The sequence below is a fragment of the Legionella micdadei genome (assembly GCF_000953635.1).
In the GTDB taxonomy this organism is placed as follows: Bacteria; Pseudomonadota; Gammaproteobacteria; order Legionellales; family Legionellaceae; genus Tatlockia; species Tatlockia micdadei.
This window is the reverse complement of sequence record NZ_LN614830.1, coordinates 2,191,139-2,211,507: the sequence shown is the minus strand read 5'-3', so window position 1 is coordinate 2,211,507 and position 20,369 is coordinate 2,191,139. Positions and strand designations below refer to the sequence as shown.

The following is a 20,369-nucleotide window of genomic DNA, read 5'->3' as shown; positions in this document are numbered from 1 at the left end:
ACCGTAATAGCGCAGCCCTATTAGGAAAGGCTATATTCCGCACATCTTGCGAGAAAATATGCCCAAGAATTGCTCACATAGATGGCCATGCTGCTTTTGCTGTATTTTATCACAACCTACACTCAAATCCGACTTTTTGTGCCAAATCCAACATGGCGAACCTGATCTATTACAGAGTAACTTGGCTTCGAATACATTCGTCCTTTTGGGCTAACTCATCGAGTATTATTCGAGTCGTTGATGCAACAATGTCTTCCCGTTTGGAGGCGTTTTTGTTGTTTGAAGTGTAATAAACTGCCATAACAATTGGATCGCATTTTGGAGGCCAAATGATAGCAATATCATTGGTCGTTCCATAGAAGTAGCCAGTTCCCGTTTTGTCTCCAACTAACCAACCTTTGGGTACACCAGCTCGAATACGAGCATCGCCTGTTGTATTCGCTTTCAACCACGTAAGTAATAACTCACGCTGAGGTTTAGCTAAAGCATCAGTGAATGCCAGTTTTTTTAAGCTGGTTGCCATCGCTGCTGGTGTAGAGCTGTCATCGGTATTGTTTTGACCGCCTGACATTGCTTCCCCTGGCCAACCATGGGTTTGACGAAATGAATCATCATCAATTGTACGTGCAAAAGCGTTCATACCTTCTAGCCCACCTAACTGTTTGAGCAAAAGGTTCATCGCAGTATTGTCACTATAACTGATGGCTGCGGCGCATAATTCTTTAACACTCATCCCTGTGTCCAGATTTTTTTCAGTAATTGGATTCCAGTTTGTTAAATCATTTTTAGTGTAAGTCACTTTCTTTGATAGGAGTAAATTGTCCTTCATGCTTTTTTTAAGGACAGCTGCAACACCCATGACTTTAGAGGTGCAACCCATTGGAAAGCGTTCGTCTGCACGATATTCTAGATGGGTGTTATTCGTTGTGTTGATCGCGTAGACACCAATTCTTCCGCCTGAGGATGATTCAAGTTTCGCTAGTTTTTTATCAATTGAAGTGAGGTGGCGATTCGGGATTTCTGAAAACGAAGAGTTGCATAAACCGATCGTGATGAGGAGAGAGGATAAAAATTTCTTGGCAGATAACATGATGTTTATTTTAAGTTTAAATTGCACGTATTATATCGATATTGAGTACTTCCGTCACTCTAAACCGGCCAATTGACGTGTAACATTGCTCACTGCACTCCAATCTTTATTCTCCATACCATGCGCCAAGGCGATGATAAATTTATTCACCAAAATATTAGCCAGATCGGGTACTATTTGCTCCTGCAAGAATGCCTTTTGAAAGAGTTGGAGATCTTTCAAACCACCCCTTAGGGAAAAATTTACTTGATCAAAGTCGCGATCTTTTATTTTAACTGCATAAAGCTGATAGGCGGGGTGGGCAAAAACCGTATGGAACATTTTATTTATGTGCTCAGCTTCTAAGTCATTTTTTTCTGCAAAGGTATAGACCTCGGCCATACATTCGATGGAAGTCGCTAGAAAATAATTCATGCAAATCTTCATAACATTGGCTTTATAAGGTTGTTGGCCGATATTGAGTATTGTTTTTGAATAAGCATTGAAGAGGGGCGTACACAATTTAACCGCATTAGGGTCACCAGCCACAATCGTAGTCAATTCTCCTTTGTCAGCCACTTTCGGGATGCCTAGGACATTAGCTGCAACATAAATGGTGTTTTTATCACGGTGCAGTTCGGTTAACTTTTTTGACGTGGCCGGTAAGATTGTCGAGGTGCTAATATGAATCGCGTTTTGTTTTAATCCTGCCAACAAACCTTCAGGACCGCAAACCACATCAAACACTGAGTCGTCATCAAAAAGCGAGGTCAATACTACATCAGCAGCCATGGCCACTTCTTTAACGGAATCAGCACCTTTTGCACCCATCTGCAAAAAAGGTTGCATCCGTGATGGAGTGCGGTTGTACACCGTGAGATCAAACCCAGCTTCAAGTAGTTTTTTGCCGAGGGCTGATCCCATTTTACCTAATCCAATTAAGGCAACTTTCTTCATTCTGATATCCCTATTCGAATAGTCGAGCCTATTATAAGCTAATTATATTAAAGGAGTGGCTTCCATGGAGTAATAACGTCCAAAGAAGTCTTGCGCCTTGTGTGTTTCTGTTACTCCAAGTTCACTTGCTTTTTTCAAGTCGTTCTCGTACTGACTAACCACGGTAACATGTCTACCAGTGTGTTGTATCAATTCTTCAAGCAGATTTCCAGTAGTTGGGTATTCAGTTTTAAACGCTTTATAGCGATAAGATAAACATAAAAAGACATTCGGCAAAATTTCAACTGGATTTTTGTCGTCTTTGATATTGGTGTCAATTCTTTCGTTAAAAGACAGTTCGGGGAAGTTTTGTCTGAAGCAATCTAAAACAGCTTGAATGTTGAGCTCATTGGTATTAGAAATTAAATAGACCGGTTCTGTTTTAGCCATTTCCATTACCTGTACAAATCTCTCGCGAGTCATTTCATTCATTTGAATGCTTGCATTCCATGCTTCACGGAGTAAGTTGTTTCTCCTATCGATATCCATCCCGTTTAAAAAATAAAAAATTTGAGCCAAATTATCCAAAAACTGTTCAGTAGAGATTCGACCTAGTTTATATGGTTCAATCAGCGACTTATAATGCCATTTATACTGTGCCATTACCCACAGATAATTTGTTCCATTCCGGAAAAAGTGTGGTGTACATTGTAGGCATCCCCGGCTGTATTTGTTACAAATCTTGGCAAACGCAGACACCGTTTCATCGATAGAATAGGCGTGAATAGTGGAAAGGTTAATAATGTAGGGCATAGTTGTTTCAAAAAAAATAAAGCAAACTGTTGCGCGATTTTATAGTATAATGAACGAATTTGTAAACTATGCATATTAATGAGGCTTTATGATAATTGTCATCATAGAATTATCTCCGCGAATGAGATTCAATCCATTTCGAGCTAACGTCAATAATCTTTTCGATGTTTTTGAAGCAGCCAAAAATGATGCGAGAGTATCCAGGACGCCATTTATCTCTCACTATAACAATCTGAACAGTGCACAAGCCCAAATGGAGTTATTAGCTGCACGCATGAGTCGTTTCTTGGTATTGGAAATGTTGTTGGAGAATCATTTCCACATTGCAAATCGTCGTGCCCCCTTTGCTGAATCGATCTCACGGGCTGATTTTCATTTTGGAGGATTTCAAAGCCCCATACCAAGACCAAGTTCGCGGCCTCATGTTCAGGAATCTACCGATCCTCTAGCTCATATACCAAAGCCAAATGCGACTCTGAGCGATAAAGCTAAAAAAGTTGCAGCAGAATTGGATGATAAACTTCCACAGGAGTGTTGCGACCCTATTTCCATGGAGCCTCTCGCTGATCCCATTGAGATAAATAAGCGAGTTTATAATCGTGAAACCGTATCCAGATTGATAAAAGATGGAAAATTTGAGGATCCATTTAACCGAGCTAAAGTAGATCCTTCGACGGCAAAACCTGCGCATTACATGCTGGATGCGATTATTGCTCATTCAGATGTTTTGGCTCATAAAGAGCCCATTATGTTGCGTAATCATAAAAGCACTGACGTCCACCCACTTAAGGATTTAATAGAGCAGTGGGGACAATTATTGAGAGCAGAGATTCCAGCTCCATAAGTACTGAAAGTTATTAGTTATTCCCGCGTAAGCGGGAATCTGTGTTTTGATTTGGATAGAGTTTTTAGTGTTGATCTTGGTTACAACGCTAAGAGCAACGCAGCATTGTTTTATTCACTACGTTTGGATTTATCATCCACTGAATGTGCCATGCATGGTCTTCATCCTGCTCAAGACACACCATGGTTCCTGGAACAAAAGAGACAAGGTTTTGGTTTTCATCATTAACAACCAACTTAGCTACAAGTTTACCCATAAAGGGCATGTGCCCCACTAACACAATATCCTGATTTAATTGTTTTAGGATTTTTTCAATTGGCTCAACTGCATCCATAGGAGCTAGTCCTTTTCTTGACTCAATTTTTCCTTTAAAAATAAGACCTGCCACTAAAGCTTCGGCTGTTTGTTTGGCTCTTAATTTCTCGCTGTGCCATAGAGAGTGGACTTCTAGTTTAAGGAAAGAGAGAAATTGGCAAAGGTTATCAACTGCTTGTTTGCCTTCTGCGCTAAGAGCTTGTTCGGGATTAATTGTCTTTTCTAAACAGGCTCCATGTTGCACTAAATAAATTTTCATTGAAATTCCCTTTCTTCGCTATTTGCTTAATTTTAGCATAGCGAGATTCACTGAGGTAACGACAACTCAGACCCAGAGATGATTTCCTTTTTATCCATGAATTTTTTATTTAAATAATTTCTAAATTTAATTTCAACAAAATGATGTGATATTGCGGAAATAATAATAAGCAATAGGAATGCAACCGTTGCCAAAATAACATGATTAGCAAGGAGCGGATATTTGTAACCAATGGAGTGATAATTGGTTACAATTATTAGTAAGATCAAAACTTGGAAGGAGTAGAATGAGTAACTGATGCGCCCTAAGTAGACGAAACTTCGACCTACCATAAAGCGATATAATCGACCTGAGTTAATGGAAGCAAGGCTGAAAATGAGTATAGTAGTTAAGGGTACTGTAATAAAATTTTGTGCGATTGCAATATGGCCATGCTTAGGTCCCCAAACAAAATAAAGGTATAACTGGGTTAGACAAAAAATGGTGCAGGCGCTAGGATGGGCTACACGAATGCCTCGAGTAAAAAGAAGACCACAAATAACGCCAATAATAAATTCAGAAACCCGAAATATTGGAATGGAATAGAACACGATATTATTTGGAACTGGATTAAATAGCAGTAATGAAATTCCGGGCAAAGAGGATGTCACATATAAAATACATAGGGCAATAACAAGTTGTTTATTTTTTAATTTTTTTAAATGGTGAATGATGAAAGGGAATAGGGCGTAAAAAAACATTTCTGAACAAAGGGACCAACTTCCCCCATTGTTCCAGATGGTAAAAAGTTGTGGCATCCATGCTTGGATCATAAAGATATTAGCAAAAATGACATAGATATAACGTAAAGTCTGAAGTGAGTCCTCTAATGATAAAGTGGAGATTAACCAAGGTATGGTGACCAGAGCTGCCAAAAAATAGGCGGGATAGATGCGAGTGAAGCGATCAAACGCGTATTTTTTATAGTCTGGGACACCATTATGGAAGCGATAGCCTAACACGAAACCTGATAAGATGAAAAACAAGCTCATTCCGCAGGCACCGTTGTTTAAAAAACGAACTAATTCACCATGCTTAAGAACTGGAAAATAAAGTTGGATATGAAACAAAAACACATAAAAGGCAGCAATAAACCGCAAGCTTGTTAATGCCAATATTTCCTTTTGCATACCTTTTGCCGTTGTATCGAATTTATCTGAGTTTAAATGATTGTCAGGTAAATAGAAACTTAAAGATTTTTTTGTTTTTAAGGTATCGTCCGAAGCATGTTCGCTCGTGATTTCCACTTAATTTCATCAATGCGTTTTTATTAGATCTTGTGGGAACTACTTTGTGGAATCATAGATTAGATGTTTACTTTAGCGCAATAATGTAGATAAAATGACAATCATCAACGATGACCATTAATTCGATATCCATTAGTTAGGGCCTCATGAAGATTCTCCATGTTTATAAGACATTTCTAGGTGATGCTTTTGGTGGGGTAGAGCGCGTAATTGCGCAAATTGTCCGTAATCAGCAATCCAATTTTCATCATACTATCTTGTCTCTTTCTCCTGATCCTGAGCCAAAAGAGCTGGAGTACCTGGGCATTAAAATAATTCGCTATAAGGAAAGTTTGAATGTTGCCTCGAACAGTATTTCCTTTTCGCTACTGAGGGATTTTCGCAAAATAGCTCAGCAAGTTGACGTGATCCATTACCATTTCCCCTGGCCTTTTGCGGATGTTTTACATTTGTTTTCAAGAATCAAAAAGCCTTCTATTTTAACGTATCATTCTGATATTGTCCGGCAAAAAATTTTATTTCATTTCTATCGACCATTAATGCATCATTTTTTAAAATCAATAGACACCATTGTGGCCACCTCTCCGAATTATTTTTCCACCAGCCCTGTACTGCAAAAATATCGGGAAAAAGTTACTGTTATTCCAATCGGTTTAAATAAGACAAATTACGCTATAACAACCGATGAACGCATAGCATACTGGCGTGATCTTTATGGGGATAAATTTTTTCTCTTCGTTGGTGTCATGCGTTATTATAAAGGGCTTCACATTTTATTGGAGGCAGCCCAAGGTACTTCGTTCCCTATTTTGATTGTAGGCTCAGGGCCTATCGAAGATGAATTAAAAACCCAGGCAAAAGAGTTAGGATTAACTCATATCCATTTCTTAGGCCGATTGGCCGAGGAAGATAAAATTGCTCTTCTTAGGTTATGTCTTTCAGTTATATTCCCCTCGCATTTACGTTCAGAGGCTTTCGGTGTTTCCCTTCTTGAAGGGGCAATGTTTGGTAAGTCCTTAATTTCCTCAGAAATTGGTACAGGAACCAGCTATATCAATATTAATGAGGAGACAGGACTTGTCGTCCCACCCGGCGATCCGATTGCATTACGAAATGCAATGCAATTTATTTGGGATAATCCGGAAAAAGCAGCAGCTATGGGTGAAAAGGCTGCAGAACGCTATTGGACGCTTTTCACCGCTGATAAGATGGTGGCTGAATACGAGCGGCTTTATCGAGATGTCGTGAGTAAAAAGCAGGATGATTCTGTGCTACTGAATAAAGATTCGATAACCAACCAAAATGTATGAAATTTAGGAACAACTCATTCGATTTGATTAGACATTTCGCAGCTTTTTTGGTGCTTTTTAGCCATCATTTTGCTCTATCAGGTCGACCTGAGCCGATTTTTCTCCATTGGGATACACTTGGATTTGTTGCTGTTGCTATTTTCTTTGCGATTTCTGGTTATTTTATGCCCAGTAGTTTCACGAGCTCGGGCAATTTTGCGGTATTTATGGCAAAACGCTGCCGACGGATCTTTCCAGGATTGATTGTCTGTTCTTTTTTGATGGTGTATTTGATTGGGGGCATTTTTACACCAAAACCAATCCTCCATTACTTATTCAGCTTATCGACACTTAAGACAAGTATTATGTATGTCTCTTTCGCAGGCAGACCAATTCCTGGGGTGTTCTCTGATTTCTTATGCAAGGACGTGATTAATGGTAGCTTATGGACTTTGCCCGTGGAGTTTGCCAGTTATATTATCATTGGGGTAGTGCTTTCTTATATGAATAGTTGGAGATCAGTTCTACCTCTATTGATGTCATGTATTCTGGTAACAGTGATTTTAACAAAGACAGGTAAAAATTATGGATTCTATTCAATTCCCTTAAATTATCTAGCTCTCTTTGGTATTGCATTTACAGGTGGAGCGCTGATGTCTATGACTCAAGAACATTGGTACAAAAGTAGAGTTTATCTAGCCCTGGCTTCGGTTGTGCTTCTTATTGTTTTACAAGGACGTCCAGAAATGCAGGCTTTAGGTACTTTGAGTCTTGCAGTGTTGACAATAATTATTGGTGTTTCGTTTCAAGATAAACTGATCAATGGAAAATTCGATGTCTCTTATGGTATCTATATCTATGCTTTTCCAATCCAACAAATGGTGATTAATTTACTTACCCAGCGTTTTTGGCCTAGTATGGTCATCGCACTAGCAATAACAATTGTCGTGGCCTATTTGTCCTATCACTTCGTTGAGAAACCTTTTTCATATGCCAATGTGCATAAAAAGTTTACTCAGAAACTAGGGGGCATGGAGTTGTCCCCTTCAGCTTCAATTCATTGAAAGCAAAGGAAAATTTTATATGATAAATGGACAAATAATTCTAACTGGCGCTACAGGTTTTGTCGGGCAGCAATTAGTTAAGCGGCTTATTAACGAAACTGAATGTTCTTTAAAATTAGCATTGCGATCGGGAGGAGAACAATTTACTCATCCGCGCATCGCTATTTTCTCTCCCATTCATATCTCAGGGAACACCGATTGGAATCCCGTCCTTAAAGGTTGTGAGGTCATTGTTCATATGGCTGGGCGCGCCCATGTGTTGCATGAGACTGCACAAGATCCTTTAAGTGAATTTAGGAAAGTCAACACGGAAGGAACATTAAATCTAGCATGGCAAGCGGCACAACATGGTATTAAACGCTTCATTTTTATTAGCTCAATCGGCGTAAATGGAAATGAAACCACCCGTAATCAGCTATTCTCGGCTAATGATTTGCCAAACCCCAGTAATCCTTATGCCATTTCCAAATATGAAGCGGAGCAAGGGTTGTTGCGCATAGCTAAAGAAACTCAGATGGAGGTTGTTATCATTCGGCCGCCTTTAATTTACGGGGTTGAGGCAAAGGGAAATTTCCAGCGTTTAATTCAATGGTTACAAAAAGGTATCCCCTTACCTTTAGGAGCTATAAACAATAAACGCAGCTTCGTATCCATCAATAATTTGCTAAGTCTTATTGTCAGATGTATGAATCATCCATCTGCCGCTAATCAAATTTTTCTTGTCAGCGACGGAGAAGATATATCAACGACAGATCTACTGCGAAAAATAAGCCAAATCATGAAGTTGCCAGCTCGATTATTACCGATACCCCAAGGTTTGTTGACCGTTGCTGCATATCTTTTGTGCCGAAAGGCAGATTTACAGCGTTTATGTGGTTCGCTTCAGATAGATATCAGCAAAACTTGCGCAACCCTTGATTGGAGACCGGAAGTGACAATGGATGAAGCTTTGCGCCTAATGTTAGACCCAAAATGATGAATAAAGATATTCTGCGTTACAAGCATTGATGTAGCTAGGGATTACTTATTACCTTGACTGCAATACAATTCAAGTGGGTGCCTGTTTCGCCATTTTTAAATTTGGCTAGCCAACCTGCATGGCAACATCAGGAGCAATGTAATTGCTAAGCCCCTTTCAGAAAGTGAATATTTGCCTCATTTTGATAAAAAAATAGAGGCTAGTCAGATAGACAGCTAGCTGTCCCTGTTTTGGCATGTTTCCTCGAGACCTTACTAAAATCTGGCCGTTTGCTCCAAATATACCGGTGGTCTGGGTTAATACGGTGCAATAGCCCAAATCTTTCAATAGGTTCTATGTTTCACTCAGAAGGAAACTTAAGCGCCTAAGATAGATGCTAATTAAATTGATTCAACTTCAGAAGTAACTAAAGTTTGCTGGCGTTTTTGCTTATCGAATATTGCTTTCTGGCGTTTCGCACTTTCAACCCCCGGTTGATCAAACGGATTAATATTCCAGAGTACACTTTGAACATAAACTTTGTGTTCATATAGGGCAACTAAAGCACCAAAACAGAAAGGTGAACACGATTCCAAACGAATGTGATTAATTGGCATACCACCCGGAATATACCCGTTAGGATCAGCATGTGAACTAGTACCTTCGCTTAAAACACGCATTTTTGCATTGCAGAAAGAGTCAATAAGGTCGCCCTGGTATTCAAGTGTTGAAATAAAATCGGCAGCCACTTTATGAGTCCCCTGACAAAGCAATTGATAATAGCTATGCTGAGCTTGATTACCTATTCCTCCCCAAACAATAGGGCCTGTAGCATGATTGACAGAGCGTCCATGGTTGTCAATCGATTTTCCATTGCTTTCCATATCAAGTTGCTGGATGTAAGGGACTAATTGCTCTAATTGCTTAGCATAAACAAGGATAAGGAGAGTTGAGCAATGTAAGAAATTAATATTCCATAATCCAATGAGCGCTATAAGCACAGGGATATTTTCATGTAATTCCTTTGTGGCAAAATGCTCATCCATTGAGTTTGCGCCAGCAAGCAGTTCACTAAAGCAGTCGTAGCCAATGGCAATGCAGGTAATGAGGTTAATTGCAGAGCAAAGAGAATACCTCCCGCCTACCCAGTTCCATATTGGCAGAATAGTAGGGATGCCAAATTCTTTTGCTTTATCGACATTAGCCGTAACGGCAATAAAATGTTTATCTAAATGCTGATAATTGTTTATCCACGACAGCGCTTTTTCTGCATTATAGAGAGTTTCTGTCGTGGTAAAAGATTTTGAAGAAATGATAAAAAGGGTTGTTTCTGGCTTAAGCTTTTCAACTGCGTTTTCAAAAGCCCTTGGATCGGCATCTGATACAAAATGGAAGCCCAAATCAGATTTTACATAATCCTTGAGTGCGCTAATGCAAAATCGGGGACCAAAGTCAGAGCCGCCAATCCCTATGTTGACCACATCGGTAATTGGCTTCCCTGAATGACCATACCACTGTCCATCTCTAATACGGTTTGATATTTCCTTCATTTTTTCACGGGTGACGATGATGTCAGGCATGATGTTATGCCCATCAACCCAAATTGATTTTTCATCTGAAGCGCGAAGGGCAGAGTGAAGAGCAGGCCTGTTCTCACTTTGATTAACTTTAATACCGTTGAGGAGATCGTTAATTTTTTCTTTTAGATGCCGCTCGTTTGCTAAATCAATCAGTAAGTTAAGTGTGGTTTCATTGATGCGCTGATGGGTAAAATCAATGCTCAGGCCAGGTGCATGTAATTTAAGCAGTTTATCCCGGGCACCAAAGGTTTCTTTTAAATCATTAAACGGGAGTAGGCGCAGGGATTCAGAATGTTGCTCAAGTGCTATCCAAGATTTGAGTTCAGTTAGTTGCTTCATGCTAGTTGTTATCAATTTTTTGGGCTTAAGATATCACTTATGAGACTGCGTTTAAAGCAAGAAAATAAAAATTTTAGATGTTCGTCATATTTGCGTATAATCAGCAATTTTTCACACAAATAGTCAGAGCCTGTTGGCTCTGGTGCGGCGCAGTAGCTTGGAGTAGCTGGAGAAAAGATGATTTGGTTATATTGCCTTTTAATTTTTAGTCTATCTTGCACTCTGACATGGGCATTACGCCGTTACGCATTGGCAACCAATATGCTTGATGTACCAAATCATCGGAGCTCACACCTGATAGCTACGCCAAGAGGCGGAGGTTTATCTTTTGTTATTTGTTTTTTATTAACAGTGATCTCGTTATTTTATTGTAACTTGATAAGCTGCCCTTTAGCTGCAGCGTTGCTGATCCCTGGCTCACTTATTGCGGCTGTCGGGTTTTTAGATGATCGATACAGCATTCCCGCAAAATGGCGATTGTTAAGTCATTTTGCAGCGAGCGGCTGTGCGTTATACCTGCTTGGAGGTATGCCAGAAATCCCTTTTTTTGCATGGACTTTATCGAATAAGTTGCTTACTAATACTCTAGCTATTTTTTATTTAGTTTGGTTGCTTAACTTGTATAATTTTATGGATGGCATTGATGGTATTGCTGCTACGGAAGCCGTATTTGTTTGTCTTGGTGGTGTGGGATTGTATTACCTCGAAAGTAACCTTAATGCGATCTACCTACCCATTGGTTTGGCTTTTGCCGTTGCTGGATTTTTATTTTGGAACTTCCCTCCAGCAAGAATATTTATGGGAGATGCTGGAAGTGGTTTCCTAGGGCTTATTTTGGGAATTTTGTCAATCCAGTCCACGAAATTAAATCAAAATTTTTTTTGGGCTTGGATGATACTTTTGGGTGTTTTTATTGTTGATGCTACGGTAACATTATTGGGTCGGGTGATGCGTGGTGAAATTATTTTTGAAGCACACCGCAGCCACGCCTATCAACATGCCTCACGCTATTATGGTAACCATTTGCTTGTGACATTAGGGACTTTAGTCATTAACATACTTTGGTTATTACCTATAGCAATAGCAGTTGGGCTTGATTTTATCGATGGTGGTTTGGGTTTGCTGATTGCTTACCTTCCGCTAATCTTCTTGGCTTTGAAGTTTAAAGCAGGACAAAAAGAGTAATTTTGTATTTTCAAGCCCTTAAAATTTTAAAAAAAGGGCCAAGTTAATATTTTGTTAAGAATGGTTGTGTAAAATTATGATCGAGAAGTAAATTTTTGGTTGTGTTTTACACAAAGTGTAGTTGCCTGAAGCGCCATGGAAGTCTTCTATGGATTTAGAGGGTAACTGTTATGTAGAAGGGAGATTGATATGTTGATTTTAACTCGCCGTATCGGCGAAACATTGATTATTGGTGATGATGTAAATATCACTGTTTTGGGGGTGAAAGGAAATCAAGTGCGATTAGGCATTAACGCACCAAAAGACGTTTCAGTACACCGTGAAGAAATTTACCTAAGAATTCAACAAGAAAAAGAAGCGCCAGGCACAACAGAAGAGACTGTATAACAACCGGATTCATTCGCAGTCGTCCAGTCCCGAGTAGACAGGAGGTTCTTAGCTCGGGACAAACCTTCAAAGTTTTAAGACCCCCAAATTTTCCATCAAGTTTTAGAATCTAAAACGCTAGCCCCCGCCATACAATACTTTCCAGTCCTTTAAACTCAGAGAATGACAAGCAACTGCCAATTATAGTCTCAATGAAGTATCTCCAGAAGAAAGGTAATGCAGTTTTCCTTCATCGTCTTTAAGGCATAACAGGCCTAATTCATTAACACCACAAGCATAACCGCTGATTCTACCGGTAGGTTGTGAAACCTGAATAAATTGCCCTTGTAAATAATCAACTTTTTGCCAATCAGCGGTGAATGCACCAAATCCAGCAACTAAAAATTGATTTAAATACTGATCTAAGTAGTAGATGAGGTTGGCTAAAATAAGATTGCGATCGAAGCGCTGACCTGTTATTTCGTACAAAGAACACCAAGGCTTGTCGGGAAGGGGGTGTTCTTGAGTTGCAGTATTCACATTCATTCCAATGCCAATGATCACTTGGGCACAGCTATTCGTTTCAGCAATCACTTCTATAAGAATACCGCACAGTTTTTTGTTACCCCACATCAGATCATTTGGCCATTTTATGCGAATATTCTGGCTAATATGAATCGCTTGCAAGCTGGCTAAGATTGCAAGGCCGACTACAAGACTTAATCCGGATAGACGAGATAAGCAGCAGTTCAAATCCCAGCGACCGGAAAAATAAATATTTTCGCCAAAGGGTGAATACCACTCTCGCCCAAAACGCCCACGCCCTCGTGTTTGTTTCTCAGCGCAGCAAATATCAATTGAAGACGTAGGGGATAATTCTTTTAAAAATTGATTCGTAGAATCGACTGCCGCAAAAAGATGAATATTGGCTTTTTTACTAAATCGCTTACTTTTTAAATGTTGATGGATTAATTGTTCATCAAGTGGAACCAAGGGTTGGGTTAATTGATAGCCATGTTGCGGAATACGGTGAATAGCTAAACCAAATTCTGCCAATTGGGTGATGTGTTTCCAAACTGCTGTGCGTGATACGCCCAGTTTTTCAGCGATCAATTTACCACTGTGACAATGACCATCAGAAAGTTGATGAATCAGTTCTAACTGTGTCTTACTAAATTGTCTCGTCTTGATATTCAATTGCCTAATCCTTCAATAAAGGAAGTGAAAAACTATGCTTATTTTAAGCACAATTTGCTTGAAGGGATAGGGCTTCACTGGCGAAGTGAGGGCCTTGATCGTCTATTCAGTTGGGCAGATTGGGTCGCCCTCCCAATCTGCATGGCTTCGCTTTTTCTAACTCTGGCAGACAATTAACTACGACGAATTCCAAGCGCTAGAAAGATATAGGTCCAACCGTCGACGATCATTTCAATGGCAATAAATAATCCGATAACCCATAATCCGCTGATAGGCCATTTCATCAGGATCATTACCCCTAAAACAATGGCGACAATTCCCGCCAGCAATAGCCAACCCCATCCTGATGAGCCCTTAAGTTTTAATGCCATAATAAAGCGAGTAACGCCAATGATAATTAATACACTACCCAATAAGGCTGTAATCAAAATCGAGGCTAAGAAAGGATCATAAATAACTAACCCGCCACCGATGATATATAAGGCGGCAATTAGGGCATGCCAGGCAACAGCGCCCCATTTTTTGGCTTTAAAAACATCTACGAATTGTGAACATCCGGCAATAATGAGGAGGATACCGAGGAAAAGCATGCTGGCAAGGGTTAAACCAACAACCATCCCTAGGCCAATACAACCTAATATAACGAATAAAATACCCAGAGCGAGTAACCACCCCCAACTGCGTTTTAAATCGGCTGCATCTTGCTCTAAATCAATTTTGGTCTTTGTCATAAAAATATCCCTAGTACACTGTCCTTGTCTAAGTTTGAGTATATACCTAAGATGACAAAGTGCAATGGTTCATTGGATATGAGTTGGGTGCATTTTGGCGTTCAATTACGCGAACGTGCGCCCTAAATCGCAATAGTAAAAAATTCTTATAAGACACTGAATTATTATTAAAAAAGCACAGCAGGATTATCAAGCCGAATATACCTTAATTCTTTAATCCCAGGATGATGGCAAAGAGCGGCGCTTAAGGCTACTTTAGGCATGAAGGAACGCATTATCCATTGACAATTATGGATAGAATCAGTAATGAGTTCAGCCTCCTTAGCAAAAACAGGAACAGAAAACAGTTTAGTAGGGTAACTGAGGCCTAAACCAATGGCCTTGATAAACGCTTCTTTTTGAGACCAAATATGAAAAAAAACCTGGGGCTTTAAATAATTCGGTAGTTTTAAGAAAATTTGCAATTCTTGCTCTGAAAATAAACTTTCAGCAATACCATCATAAGGTCTTGCTGAAAAAAACTCCAAATCGATGCCGAGAGGAAATTGATTTCCTACGGCTAATAAGGCAAGCTCACCTGAATGGCTCAGATTAAATTGAATTGCCAGGTCATGATTGACTTGGGGCTTACCATGTTGGCTGTAGTTAAAAGTCAAATGATGGCCTTCTTGATGAAGATAGCGACCTAGAATAAGACGTAAGCTGGCTCGCGCAATCGTGAAACGGCGTTTATGACGGTCAAAATGATAACGATTCGCTCGGGTTAATTCGGTTTCATCGAGCAAAGAATTTGCCCGATCAAAAGCTTTATCCAGTGGAAATTCCCAGATATCAATACGGGATGTTTTTAAATAACAGTCATCAGCTGACATCAATTGGGCATTTATCGACATAGAATGCGAGGGAACGGTAGCGTCAAAAAGCAGTTACGGGTATCATAGCGCATGAAAATAAATTCTCCAAACGAGTAAGTGAATGAGCCGACAATTTTTGGATTTTGAACAGCCTATTGAGGAATTAAATCAGAAAATTCAAGCACTGCGGATGGTGGGCAGTGATAATGAAGTGAATTTAACCGAGGAAATTGCACGTCTGGAAACCAAATGCCAAGAATTAACCGCAAATATATTTGCCAATTTGGAGCCTTGGCAGGTTGCGCAAATGGCAAGGCATCCCCTCCGCCCACAAACAACCGACTACATTGAAAATATTTTCACCGATTTTCAAGAGCTGCACGGTGATAGGCATTATTCAAGCGCGCCTGCTATCATTGGTGGGCTTGGGCGATTAAATGGTGAGCCGGTTATGATTTTAGGGCACCAGAAAGGTAAACGCACGAAAGAAAAAGTATACCGCAATTTCGGGATGGCCCGTCCTGAAGAATATCGAAAAGCATTGCGTTTAATGAAAATGGCTGAAAAATTCAAGCTACCTATTTTCACCTTTATTGATACAGCAGGAGCTTATCCCGGGATTGGTGCAGAGGAACGTAACCAATCTGAAGCCATCGCTAGAAATTTGCTTGAAATGGCCAAACTAAAAACGCCTATCATCTGTACAGTCACGGGTGAAGCCGGATCAGGTGGTGCTTTGGCAATTGGCGTTGGAGATAGGGTATTGATGTTGCAGTATGGAATTTATTCAGTGATTTCGCCAGAAGGTTGTGCTTCCATTTTGTGGAAGGATGCGGCAAAAGCAAGCGAAGCGGCCCGAGCCATGGGAATTACAGCAGATAAAATTCTTGAAGCAGGCTTAATTGATGAGGTAGTAGAGGAGCCTTTAGGGGGAGCCCATCGTAATGTTGTGGATATGACTTCTCGTCTCAAAAATATATTAATCAATGAATTAAACGCGTTAAAAAATATTCCAGTAAACGAACTGTTACAACAACGATACAACAAATTTATGGCTATGGGTGCTTGTGACTAGATCCCTTCTAGATACGGATTGGCTTAAAAAACTAGACCGATATCGTAGATTATACATTGGCTATAGCGGTGGACTTGATTCCACTGTCTTGCTGCACAATTTGATTAGTCATTGTTCATTAACTAATAAATTAACTGCAGTACACATTAACCATGGGCTCAGTCCCAACGCGCTCACTTGGCAAAAACATTGTGAGAAATTTTGCAGCGGCTACAAAATCCCTTTGGTAATTGAGCAAGTCGAATTTACTCGACAAGCGAATATCGAGGAAGAAGCAAGGAAAGCTAGATACAAGGCTTTTGCCCGCTTACTTAACGAGAATGATGCTTTAGTTTTAGGCCATCATTTAAATGATCAAGCTGAGACCTTGCTTCTACAACTTTTCCGCGGTGCAGGAATTGATGGATTAGCTGCCATGGCACCTATAAAGCAATTTGCTCAAGGTGAACTGCTTAGGCCTTTTCTGCATTACTCTCGTCAAAGTTTAGAGGATTATGCCCAATTTCATCAATTAAAATGGGTAGATGACGAAAGTAACTTGGATGTATCTTACACAAGAAATTTTCTAAGACATCAAGTGTTACCCGTTTTGCAACAACGTTGGCCAGCAATTGAGACTAATCTTGGACGGACGACCCAGCATTGTCAACAAGCCAAAGCCAATTTGGATGATTTAGCTCGAATTGACTGCCCATCACTTAATGAGTCTTCAATGACACTGCCTGTTGCATCCCTCCATGCTTTAAGTCAGGCTCGCCTTAGCAATGTATTGCGTGTATGGTTTAAATGTAACCAAGTTAAATTACCAAGCACATTAATTTTTAATCGCGTGATTAAAGAAGTGATTCAAGCAAAAGAAGATGCCAATCCCCTAGTGGCTTGGAAAGATGCTTGTGTAAGACGCTATCAGCAAACGCTTTATCTTATAAAACATGAGCCCAAAATTGTCTTTCAGGCTAGAATGTGGCCTTCTTTCCCTAAGCCTCTTACTATAGAGGGTCTAGGCAAGATTTACGCTGAACAGCGGGACAAAGGCTTAGTATTACCGGAACAGGCTAAGGTTGAGGTTCGATTTCGCACAGGGGGGGAATTATTCAACTGGCACGGCCAAACTAAGCAGTTGAAAAAATTATTTCAAGAGTGGCATATCCCGCCATGGCAGCGTGATTCTATCCCGTTGCTGTACGTTAATTCGCTTCTAGCAGCGGTAATCGGTTATGCCATTGCTGATTGTTTTTACGATGAAGGGGTTTTAAACGCTTACCATTTATTTGTTAATCCAACTCGCTATAAAAATTGAGTTTTAGATGAAACCGCTTGAATTTTCCTGGTAATTTTAAATAGTTAATGAAAGATTATCTCGCCTCGGTTATCCTAATTAGATTAACTTGATACAAGAATCACTTATCGTTTTTGCAAAGGAATGTACCAAGTGGGTTGGGCTCAAATAAGAATAATAATTGCGATCTTTTTACTCTCAGTTTTTCTGTCCGCCTGTATGGTCGGGCCTAATTTTCGTACGCCTGGCGGATTCAGGGTCAAACGCTACACAGAAACACCTATCCCGGCAAAGACAGCCGATGCCCCAGTACCTGGTGGCCCTACGCAAAAATTTATTACTGGAAAAGACATTCCTGAATTATGGTGGGAATTATTTCATTCTCCGGCCATCAATGCACTCATACGTAAAGGATTAGCGAATAGCCCGGATTTGTCTTCAGCCATGGCTGCCCTTCGTCAAGCCAAAGAAAATTTAAATGTCCAGATTGGTAATACGCTTTGGCCTGCTTTTGATGCATCAGGATTTGCCCAAAGGCAACGTTATTCAACAGTTAATATTGGTGACGTAGGAGGAAATAGAGCATTTACTTATAATCTTTTTAACGCCTCGATTAATTTATCCTACACCGTGGACTTGTTTGGCGGAGCTAGACGGGAAATCGAATCATTGCGAGCAAAAGTCGATAATCAACAGTTCGAAGTGATTGCTGCTTATCTTACACTTACCTCTAATATTGTCACCACTTCAATTACCATTGCCTCATATAAAGCACAGATTGAGGTTACTAAGCAGCTTATTAGCGAACAACAAACCTTACTCAATATTTTGAGAAAGCAATACCAACTGGGAGGTGTTTCTCAGGCTAATGTAGCAACCCAAAAAACATTATTGGAACAAACGAAAGCAACGTTACCTCCTTTGGAAAAAAATTTATCGCAAAATAAACATGCGCTTGCTGTACTCGTGGGTTCTTTTCCTGAGGAGTCTTTGCCAACAGTTGATCTTGATCAGTTAAGATTGCCAGTTAACTTACCTGTAAGTTTACCATCGTTACTTGTGCGTCAGCGGCCTGATGTTCGTGCTGCAGAAGCTCTACTTCATTCTGCTTGTGCTGAAATTGGGGTTGCGACAGCCAATTTATTTCCAAAGTTGGATATCACCGGTTACTATGGATGGATAAGTTCTTCCTTGTCCAATTTGTTTTCGGCACAAAACAATATCTGGAGTATTATGGGACAAGTTACCCAGCCTCTATTTCATGGCGGCGCGTTATTGGCTCAGCGCCGAGCTGCAATCGCAGCCTACCAACAAGCTGATGCTCAATACCGAAAAACGGTGCTTCAAGCATTTCAAAATGTTGCAGACGTTTTGCGTGCGCTTGAAACAGATGCGCGAGCCTTGCAAGCTCAGGCGTTAGCTGAGGAATCGGCTCGTCAATCACTTAATCTAACCATGGCACAATATCGCTTAGGGGGTACAAGTTATATTAATTTGCTCAATGCGCAGCAACAGTACCTGCAAACCCGAATTAGCCGAATCCAAGCCCAGGCCACGCGCTTTGCGGATACGGCTGCTTTGTTTCAGGCACTGGGCGGAGGATGGTGGCATAAGCCCTGGTGTGTTAAAGAGTGTTTATGATTTAATGATTATTTCTGACGAAAGGATCTACTTGGGTTGAGGGGTTTTTATATAAATTTATTTTGCCTTTTAGGAGTGAGATTTTATTGAAAAAACAAATGATCATCATGCTAGTTTGCGTAGGTCTTTTGTTTGGCTTAATTTTTGGTTGGAAAACATTTAAATCAGCAATGACCAAAAAATATTTGGCCTCCATGCAAGAGCCTGCAGCAACAGTTTCGACGATGAGGGTAGAGTCATCGCTATGGCAACCCAAATTAAAGGCGGTTGGCAGTACTCGTGCGCGCGTTGGCGTTAATGTCACGACTGAACTCGCTGGCATGGTGCAAACCATTTATTTTACGCCTGGTTCCAGGGTTGAAAAAGGGGCAGTGTTAGTGCAGTTAAATGCGGGGACAGAGCTGGGGCAGCTACATTCTTTACAAGCCCAAGTTGAGTTAGCAAAGATTACCTATTTACGTGATATGGCTCAATATGAGGCACGTGCAGTCAGCAAACAAACCGTTGATACTGATTTATGGACTCTAAAAAATTTACAAGCTCAGGTCGAAGAGCAAACGGCTACAACAGAGAAAAAAACGATTCGAGCTCCCTTTTCAGGCCAATTAGGTGTTAATAATATTAATCCTGGACAATATCTAAATGTGGGGGATACTGTCACCACATTACAATCGCTCGATCCTATTTATGCTGATTTTTATGTCCCACAACAAGTCTTGGCTAGATTAAAAATAGGACAGATTGTTACAGTTGTGACGGATACATTTCCAACGCGGACATTCAGGGGAAAAATAACAACGATCCAGCCGGTAGTTGATACAAACACAAGGAACGTACTCTTGGAGGCGACTATTCCTAATCCCGATTATGAATTGAAGCCAGGTATGTTTGTCAATGGTGAAATAGATACTGAAATGCCGAGAACTTATCTGACTCTGCCACAATCGGCAGTTAGTTTTAACCCCTATGGGGATATTGTTTACGTGGTTAAGAACAGTGGAAAAAATGATAGCAATAACCAGCCCATCCTTTTTGTCCAACAAGTTTTTGTTGAAGTAGGGGAAACAAGAGGGGATCAAATTGCTATTCTGAAAGGACTAAAACTGGGCGATATTGTCGTCACGAGTGGGCAATTGAAACTTAAAAATGGTAGCCGTATCAAGATAAATAATACGATACAACCAAGTAATCAGGCTGCGCCTAAGATAACTGAAAAGTAAAAACCCTCAGTATCGCTGGATGCAGCAATGATGTTTGTTGTTATTTGAAAAATAGCCTGTGATTTAAAC

The 20,369-nt window shown here is 40.2% G+C and carries 18 protein-coding genes and 1 pseudogene; 10 read left to right on the top strand and 9 right to left on the bottom strand.

The window, feature by feature from the left end; all coding sequences use genetic code 11:
• Positions 1 to 169: 169 nt before the first annotated feature.
• From bla to LMI_RS09870, 3 genes and pseudogenes are all read right to left on the bottom strand, one after another.
• Positions 170 to 1,090, bottom strand: coding sequence for a class A beta-lactamase (bla, locus tag LMI_RS09880; protein WP_045100698.1), 921 nt, complete (start codon positions 1,088 to 1,090; stop codon positions 170 to 172).
• 54 nt (positions 1,091 to 1,144) lie between these two features.
• A pseudogene (locus LMI_RS15765) lies at positions 1,145 to 2,041 on the bottom strand (NAD(P)-dependent oxidoreductase); the annotation flags it as partial.
• A gap of 27 nt (positions 2,042 to 2,068) precedes the next feature.
• Entirely contained in the window at positions 2,069 to 2,818 is a 750-nt protein-coding gene (locus LMI_RS09870; protein WP_045099652.1) for a hypothetical protein, read from the bottom strand.
• An 88-nt stretch (positions 2,819 to 2,906) separates the two neighbouring features.
• Between LMI_RS09870 and LMI_RS09865 the strand changes: the two genes are divergently transcribed.
• Positions 2,907 to 3,662 carry a U-box domain-containing protein gene (locus tag LMI_RS09865; RefSeq protein WP_045099651.1) on the top strand — a complete coding sequence of 252 codons (756 nt, stop codon included), beginning with the start codon at positions 2,907 to 2,909 and terminating at the stop codon, positions 3,660 to 3,662.
• Positions 3,663 to 3,750: 88 nt separating this feature from the next.
• Here LMI_RS09865 and sixA read toward each other — a convergent pair whose 3' ends face one another.
• Together sixA and LMI_RS09855 are read right to left on the bottom strand one after the other, a co-directional pair.
• On the bottom strand, positions 3,751 to 4,236 hold the full coding sequence (gene sixA, locus LMI_RS09860; protein WP_045099650.1) for a phosphohistidine phosphatase SixA: 486 nt from the start codon (positions 4,234 to 4,236) through the stop codon (positions 3,751 to 3,753).
• Between the two features lie 47 nt (positions 4,237 to 4,283).
• A complete protein-coding gene (locus LMI_RS09855) occupies positions 4,284 to 5,522 on the bottom strand; it encodes an acyltransferase family protein (RefSeq protein ID WP_045099649.1) in 1,239 nt (412 codons plus the stop codon).
• A 146-nt stretch (positions 5,523 to 5,668) separates the two neighbouring features.
• Here LMI_RS09855 and LMI_RS09850 point away from each other — a divergent pair, with 146 nt between their 5' ends.
• The 3 genes from LMI_RS09850 to LMI_RS09840 are packed head-to-tail and all read left to right on the top strand — an operon-like array spanning position 5,669 to position 8,851.
• Entirely contained in the window at positions 5,669 to 6,832 is a 1,164-nt protein-coding gene (locus LMI_RS09850) for a glycosyltransferase family 4 protein (RefSeq protein ID WP_045099648.1), read from the top strand.
• Entirely contained in the window at positions 6,829 to 7,875 is a 1,047-nt protein-coding gene (locus LMI_RS09845) for an acyltransferase family protein (protein ID WP_045099647.1), read from the top strand. Before LMI_RS09850 ends, LMI_RS09845 begins: the two co-directional genes overlap by 4 nt.
• Positions 7,876 to 7,894: 19 nt before the next feature.
• On the top strand, positions 7,895 to 8,851 hold the full coding sequence (locus tag LMI_RS09840; protein ID WP_045099646.1) for a UDP-glucose 4-epimerase family protein: 957 nt from the start codon (positions 7,895 to 7,897) through the stop codon (positions 8,849 to 8,851).
• Between the two features lie 383 nt (positions 8,852 to 9,234).
• Here LMI_RS09840 and pgi read toward each other — a convergent pair whose 3' ends face one another.
• Positions 9,235 to 10,752, bottom strand: a complete 1,518-nt coding sequence (pgi, locus tag LMI_RS09835) for a glucose-6-phosphate isomerase (RefSeq protein ID WP_064102999.1) — start codon at positions 10,750 to 10,752, stop codon at positions 9,235 to 9,237.
• A gap of 177 nt (positions 10,753 to 10,929) precedes the next feature.
• Between pgi and LMI_RS09830 the strand changes: the two genes are divergently transcribed.
• Both LMI_RS09830 and csrA read left to right on the top strand, forming a co-directional pair.
• Positions 10,930 to 11,937 carry an MraY family glycosyltransferase gene (locus tag LMI_RS09830; protein WP_045099645.1) on the top strand — a complete coding sequence of 336 codons (1,008 nt, stop codon included), beginning with the start codon at positions 10,930 to 10,932 and terminating at the stop codon, positions 11,935 to 11,937.
• A 189-nt stretch (positions 11,938 to 12,126) separates the two neighbouring features.
• Positions 12,127 to 12,324 (top strand): carbon storage regulator CsrA, encoded by a 198-nt coding sequence (gene csrA, locus LMI_RS09825; RefSeq protein ID WP_045099644.1) that lies wholly within the window; start codon positions 12,127 to 12,129, stop codon positions 12,322 to 12,324.
• Positions 12,325 to 12,504: 180 nt separating this feature from the next.
• On the opposite strand, the gene LMI_RS09820 is transcribed toward csrA, so the two are convergent.
• The 3 genes from LMI_RS09820 to LMI_RS09810 form a co-directional block, all read right to left on the bottom strand.
• Entirely contained in the window at positions 12,505 to 13,500 is a 996-nt protein-coding gene (locus LMI_RS09820; protein WP_217423684.1) for a biotin--[acetyl-CoA-carboxylase] ligase, read from the bottom strand.
• Between the two features lie 173 nt (positions 13,501 to 13,673).
• Positions 13,674 to 14,231 carry an HdeD family acid-resistance protein gene (locus tag LMI_RS09815; RefSeq protein ID WP_045099643.1) on the bottom strand — a complete coding sequence of 186 codons (558 nt, stop codon included), beginning with the start codon at positions 14,229 to 14,231 and terminating at the stop codon, positions 13,674 to 13,676.
• Between the two features lie 167 nt (positions 14,232 to 14,398).
• Positions 14,399 to 15,103 (bottom strand): 4'-phosphopantetheinyl transferase family protein, encoded by a 705-nt coding sequence (locus LMI_RS09810; protein WP_231852131.1) that lies wholly within the window; start codon positions 15,101 to 15,103, stop codon positions 14,399 to 14,401.
• Between the two features lie 103 nt (positions 15,104 to 15,206).
• Here LMI_RS09810 and LMI_RS09805 point away from each other — a divergent pair, with 103 nt between their 5' ends.
• The 4 genes from LMI_RS09805 (at position 15,207) to LMI_RS09790 (ending at position 20,300) form a co-directional block, all read left to right on the top strand.
• Positions 15,207 to 16,160, top strand: a complete 954-nt coding sequence (locus tag LMI_RS09805) for an acetyl-CoA carboxylase carboxyltransferase subunit alpha (RefSeq protein WP_045099641.1) — start codon at positions 15,207 to 15,209, stop codon at positions 16,158 to 16,160.
• Positions 16,153 to 17,460 carry a tRNA lysidine(34) synthetase TilS gene (gene tilS, locus LMI_RS09800; protein ID WP_045099640.1) on the top strand — a complete coding sequence of 436 codons (1,308 nt, stop codon included), beginning with the start codon at positions 16,153 to 16,155 and terminating at the stop codon, positions 17,458 to 17,460. The genes LMI_RS09805 and tilS overlap by 8 nt, the downstream gene beginning before the upstream one ends.
• Before the next feature lie 132 nt (positions 17,461 to 17,592).
• Positions 17,593 to 19,080: an efflux transporter outer membrane subunit gene (locus LMI_RS09795; protein ID WP_432416316.1), complete on the top strand. Its 1,488-nt coding sequence runs from the start codon at positions 17,593 to 17,595 to the stop codon at positions 19,078 to 19,080.
• Between the two features lie 98 nt (positions 19,081 to 19,178).
• Positions 19,179 to 20,300, top strand: a complete 1,122-nt coding sequence (locus tag LMI_RS09790; RefSeq protein WP_045099638.1) for an efflux RND transporter periplasmic adaptor subunit — start codon at positions 19,179 to 19,181, stop codon at positions 20,298 to 20,300.
• The last annotated feature ends 69 nt before the right edge of the window (positions 20,301 to 20,369 follow it).